The organism is Marinobacter pelagius (genome assembly GCF_003315345.1).
Classification (GTDB): domain Bacteria; phylum Pseudomonadota; class Gammaproteobacteria; order Pseudomonadales; family Oleiphilaceae; genus Marinobacter; species Marinobacter pelagius_A.
This window is the reverse complement of the sequence record NZ_QNRO01000042.1, coordinates 1-4,658: the sequence shown is the minus strand read 5'-3', so window position 1 is coordinate 4,658 and position 4,658 is coordinate 1. Positions and strand designations below refer to the sequence as shown.

At 52.5% G+C, this 4,658-nt stretch carries 5 protein-coding genes; 1 reads left to right on the top strand and 4 read right to left on the bottom strand.

Annotation, left to right across the window (positions count from 1 at the left end; translation table 11 throughout):
• The first annotated feature begins 82 nt into the window (after positions 1–82).
• Positions 83–439 (top strand): transposase, encoded by a 357-nt coding sequence (locus DET50_RS19165; RefSeq protein ID WP_147252232.1) that lies wholly within the window; start codon positions 83–85, stop codon positions 437–439.
• 213 nt (positions 440–652) lie between these two features.
• On the opposite strand, the gene DET50_RS19160 is transcribed toward DET50_RS19165, so the two are convergent.
• The 4 genes from DET50_RS19160 to DET50_RS19145 form a co-directional block, all read right to left on the bottom strand.
• Entirely contained in the window at positions 653–1,021 is a 369-nt protein-coding gene (locus DET50_RS19160) for a histone-like nucleoid-structuring protein, MvaT/MvaU family (RefSeq protein WP_113864292.1), read from the bottom strand.
• Positions 1,022–1,187: 166 nt separating this feature from the next.
• Positions 1,188–2,450 carry a Vi polysaccharide biosynthesis UDP-N-acetylglucosamine C-6 dehydrogenase TviB gene (gene tviB / locus DET50_RS19155; protein ID WP_113864291.1) on the bottom strand — a complete coding sequence of 421 codons (1,263 nt, stop codon included), beginning with the start codon at positions 2,448–2,450 and terminating at the stop codon, positions 1,188–1,190.
• A gap of 265 nt (positions 2,451–2,715) precedes the next feature.
• Entirely contained in the window at positions 2,716–4,263 is a 1,548-nt protein-coding gene (locus tag DET50_RS19150; protein WP_113864290.1) for an MBL fold metallo-hydrolase RNA specificity domain-containing protein, read from the bottom strand.
• A 69-nt stretch (positions 4,264–4,332) separates the two neighbouring features.
• The gene (locus DET50_RS19145) at positions 4,333–4,599 is read right to left on the bottom strand and encodes an adenylyl-sulfate kinase (RefSeq protein ID WP_258546176.1); all 267 of its coding nucleotides are present in this window, start codon (positions 4,597–4,599) and stop codon (positions 4,333–4,335) included.
• Between the last annotated feature and the right edge of the window lie 59 nt (positions 4,600–4,658).

Genomic DNA, 4,658 nt, shown 5'->3' with positions numbered 1-4,658 from the left:
CGGTATCGCTTAACCCTGGCAAGTTGCAGGAAATCGAGCGCAATAAATTGGCCGCTTAAACGCGGTCATTTGGACAACTGGGTTGAAAATCGCCGGGTTCCGCTCTTGCCTGGTCGATTCAGAAAACTATCTGCTCACCTGCCAACGGTATATTGAAATGAACCCGGTCAACGCGAGAATGGTAGATAATCCGGAAGACCACTGGTGGTCCAGTTACCAATGTCACGGGTTGGGTAAAAACAGTGAAATGCATCAACCGCATCCACTTTATCTGGAACTGGACAAAAACCCGAAAGAACGGCTCCGCCAATACCGGCAATTATTTGCCCGGCCGATGGAAGAAAAAACGAAAGAATTAATGCGGAGAACGGTAAATGGTGGGAAGGTTTTGGGGTCAGAGGGGTTCAAGAAAAAGATTGCTATGAAGTATGGGATTTAAATTTAACTGAAGGGTTTGGGCTAAGACGGGGTCTAACTCAGGGGTCTGAAGAGTTTACTCTTCTGACCCCATCTTAATGTCAAACTCCGATCCCTAATCTCAACTCAGGGGTCTGAAGAAAGCCTTCTTCTGACCCCATCTTAATATCTAACTCAGAGTCCTGATCTAACTTGGGGTCAGATGAAAGCTTTCATCAGACCCCTGTGCTTTAAATCAATCCTGCTGCCAACTCTGAACAGCTTCCTTACCATACTTCTCCCGCCACTCATTCAATGTCTTGTGGTTACCCCCACGGGTTTTAACCACTTCACCGGTATGCGGGTTCTTGTAGGTTTTCATCGGGCGCTTCGGGCGGCTGCCAGCGGCGGCTTCGGCTTTGGTGCCGGCAATTGACGGATCAATGGCAGACAAAATCTGCAGAACATCCTTCGGAGACTTGTCATACTCCTTCATCAAATCGCGAACCTTGTTTTCAAAGTCCAGCTCCTTTTTCAGGGCCTGGTCTTTTTCGAGCTTCTCCAGCTCGGCCGCAAGCTTTTCCATAAGCTGTTTTTTCTGGTAGTAGTCGTTAATCTTTGCCATGAAATTAAACACCTTATTTGAAGAAGGGTTTTAAAAAAAAGGAATTGACTAGAAGTCGAAACGAATAATAGTCAAATAAAATTTATTTGGCAAAAATATTTAATGAATATACCGAAATAAAAAAAGCCGCCAAGTGGCGACTTTTCGGAATATCCTTATTCACACATCAGAGCCGAAGATCGGCCTCGCCCATCGGCAGCACACCTTTCAAATCGAAAAGCACACCATCGCCCTTCATATATTGGCGCAATTCAAAACTGGCCTTTTCTGCATACTCACGATGAGGCACGGCCAGGAAAACAGCGTCATATTGTGACTGCGCCGGCTGTTCAATTAATGAAATGCCATATTCATGTTGAGCTTCCTCGTTATCGGCCCAGCAGTCAGTGACATCCACCTGGCAACCAAAATCCTCCAGCTCGCGAATCACATCAATCACCCGTGTATTTCGCAAATCCGGACAATTCTCTTTAAAGGTAAGCCCCATCACCAATACTTTGGAGCCGGCAATAGTATGCCCCTTCTTGATCATCGCCTTGACCAATTCCGCCGCCGCATAAGGCCCCATATTATCGTTCACCCGCCGACCGGCCAGGATAATCTCCGGATGATAACCAATGGCCTGTGCTTTATGGGTCAGGTAATACGGATCCACGCCAATACAATGGCCGCCCACCAGACCCGGCTTGAACGGCAGGAAGTTCCACTTGGTGCCCGCGGCTGCCAGCACTTCATGGGTGTCAATCTTCATCCGCGAGAAGATCATGGAAAGCTCGTTCATCAGCGCAATGTTCAGATCCCGCTGGGTATTCTCGATCACCTTGGCCGCTTCCGCCACCTTGATGGAGCTGGCTTTGTGGGTACCGGCAGTAATCACATCCGCATAGAGCGCATCCACTTCATCGGCAATCTCCGGCGTCGAGCCGGACGTCACCTTCATGATGGAGGCCACCCGATGCTCCTTGTCACCCGGATTGATCCGCTCCGGACTGTAACCGGCAAAGAAATCCTGATTGAACCTGAGCCCGGAAACCTTCTCCAGCACCGGCACACACACCTCCTCCGTCGCCCCCGGGAACACCGTGGATTCATAAATCACGATATCCCCATGCTTGAGCACCTTGCCCACGCTCTCACTGGCCTTGATCAGCGGCGTCAGATCCGGCGACTTGTACTCATCAATCGGCGTCGGCACCGTCACGATAAAAATCTGGCAATCGGCAATGTCATCCAGCTGATCGGTAAAGGACAACCCACCAGCCGCCGCCAGCTCCTCCCGCGACACCTCCCGGGTAAAGTCCACACCGTCCTTCAGCTCGGCAATGCGCTTGCTGTTGATATCAAAGCCCACGACCTCACGCTTCTCACCAAACGCAGCCGCCAGCGGCAAGCCCACGTAACCCAGGCCGATTACCGCGATTTTTTTCATTTTTCCTCCTGATAATAACGCACAGTGCTCTTGGCACAGGGGTCTGATGAACTTCGTTCATCTGACCCCAACTTAAACTCAAACTCGGGCGCTGGCACAGGGGTCTGATGAACTCGTTCATCTGACCCCAACTTGGAATCAAACTCGGGGTCAGAAGAAGGTTTTCTTCAGACCCCACGGGGGAACCCCCAGCACAGGGGTCTGATGAACTCCGTTCATCTGACCCCATCTTCAAACCAAACTCGGGGTCAGAAGAAAGTTTTCTTCAGACCCCTGGGGCTGGAATCGGAACCCGAGACCCAACTCTCGCCTCAAGCAATTCTTTGAACGCCACCTTCGCCCCAGAATCCCCATGCACAATCCGAATCTCCTTCGGCGCCACAGGAATCCCCTCAACAAACCTCAGCAAATCACTCTGCCCCGCATGTGCCGAATAACCACCTACCTGGTGAACCCGGGCACGGATATCAAACCGCTCACCGTCCAGCTCAACCCAGCCACCCCGCGGGCCAAAGGTAAGAATATCATGCCCGGGCGTGCCAGCGGCCTGATAACCCACAAAGAGCACATCATTGCGTTTATCACCGAGCATCGCCTTCAAATAATTCACCACCCGGCCACCGGCACACATGCCAGAGCCGGCCAGGACCACGCAGGGTCTGTGGGACTTGGCCAGGTAGTCAACGGCATTCAGATGATCCTCGTGGGAATCAATCACCGTCAATTGCTCGAAGGAAAGCGGGTGACGACCGGAACGCACCAGCTCCTGAGCTTCGGCGTCCCAGAAAGGCTTCAGGTCCCGGTAGATCTGTGTGAAGTTGGCAGCCAAGGGCGAATCCACGACAATTTCCAGAGATTCCCAGTCGAACCCGGAGGTTGACGCGATCTCGGAGTCCGCCCCAAACTCGGGGCCTGATGAAAAACGCCCGCGTTTTCCATCTGACCCCATTTTCACATTCCCCGAGGCCCCAGCAATAATCCCCTCAATCTCATACAACAACTCCTGCGTCCGCCCAATACTGAACGCCGGAATCAAAACCGTCCCGCCATCGGCCAGCGCATTCTCCAGCACCACCCTCAACCGATCCCGCCGAGTCTCCCGATCCTCATGATCGCGATCCCCATAAGTACTCTCAATTACCAACCGATCTGCCCTTTCCGGCGATTTCGGCTCAGGCAATAAAGGCGAATGCGGCGCACCCAAATCGCCGGAAAACACAATCCGCTCCTCAACATCCCCAGTCCGGGCATCACATTCCACATAAGCCGACCCCAGAATATGCCCGGCCCGCTGCAGCCGAACGGAAAGCGAACACTCCCCCTCATCAAACACCGGATGCCACTGCCCATAAGGAACCGGCACCACACGCTCCCGAATCAGGCCCAATACCCGCTCAATCAGATTTCGGTCCCGGGTGAAGCCAATCTTCAGCGCATCTTCCAGAATCTCGGGCAACATCACCGCCGAAGGCTCGGAGCAGATAATCGGCCCCTGAAACCCGGCAGCCAGCAGATAGGGAATCCGGCCCACATGATCAATGTGGACGTGGGTCACAACGAGAGCACGGATGTGGTCGATGGGGAAATCAATAGTGAGATCGGCAGCAGAAGCCTCTCGGCCTTCATCCTGGCCCTGGAACAAGCCGCAGTCGATGAGGATGCCGTGGTGGGGGCCCTCGAATTCGGGAGCGGCGTCCAAGTCGGGGTCAGATGAAAAACGCGCGCGTTTTTCATCTGACCCCATCTTCAAACTCAACTCATGGCAAGAACCCGTCACTCCCGACGTGGCTCCATGATGTTTAATTTCGATCATTTCCAACAATCCTTGTCGTTAAACCAGGGGTCAGAAGAAAGCTTTCTTCTGACCCCGCCTTCAGTATCCTTATTCCGAGATCAAGCCACGATCCCGCAAAAAACCAACAAGCCTCTCAACACACTCATCAACCGTCATTACCGAAGTATCCAACCGAATCTCAGGCCGCTCCGATGCCTCATAAGGCGAATCAATCCCGGTAAACTGCCTGATCTCCCCGGACCGTGCCTTCTGATACAACCCCTTGGGATCGCGCTGTTCGCAGGTAGCCAGCGGCGTATCCATAAAGACCTCAATAAACTGGGTATCCGGAATTTCTGGTTGATAAAATGCCAAAGATGTAAAGAAGAAAATCTTTCTCAGCGGATTATCTGATTGATCCTCTTCAGCCTACT

Coding starts and splice junctions, on each gene's coding strand:
- DET50_RS19160 (WP_113864292.1), bottom strand. CDS start 1,021: ATGGCAAAGATTAACGACTACTACCAGAAAAAACAGCTTATGGAAAAG.
- tviB (WP_113864291.1), bottom strand. CDS start 2,450: ATGAAAAAAATCGCGGTAATCGGCCTGGGTTACGTGGGCTTGCCGCTG.
- DET50_RS19150 (WP_113864290.1), bottom strand. CDS start 4,263: ATGATCGAAATTAAACATCATGGAGCCACGTCGGGAGTGACGGGTTCT.